Annotated in this window: 1 protein-coding gene; it reads right to left on the reverse strand. The window is 74.8% G+C overall.

Annotated elements, in window-relative coordinates:
• On the reverse strand, positions 1–246 hold a 246-nt coding region (locus C5F48_RS25630; protein ID WP_181247806.1), incomplete at both ends, for a hypothetical protein.

The following is a 246-nucleotide window of genomic DNA, read 5'->3' on the forward strand; positions in this document are numbered from 1 at the left end:
TTCGGCAGCGGCAGGGCGGAGAGACCGGCAGCCTCGGTGCTGCCGGAAAGATGCGCCACGGTCTGCCGGCTGGAGTGGTCGGTGACCTGGCGCGACCGGATCTTCGGGCCGTCGCGGGGGGCTGGCGGGGCGGGGGCCGTGGATCCGGCTTCGCCGGCCCACGGCTCCGTCTCCGACCAGTCGTCCGACTGAGCGTCCGGCTCCCCGTCCAGCCCGGCCTCCGCATCGGTGTGCAGCTTGCCGGTG

The sequence above is a fragment of the Cereibacter changlensis JA139 genome (genome assembly GCF_003034985.1).
In the GTDB taxonomy this organism is placed as follows: Bacteria; Pseudomonadota; Alphaproteobacteria; order Rhodobacterales; family Rhodobacteraceae; genus Cereibacter; species Cereibacter changlensis.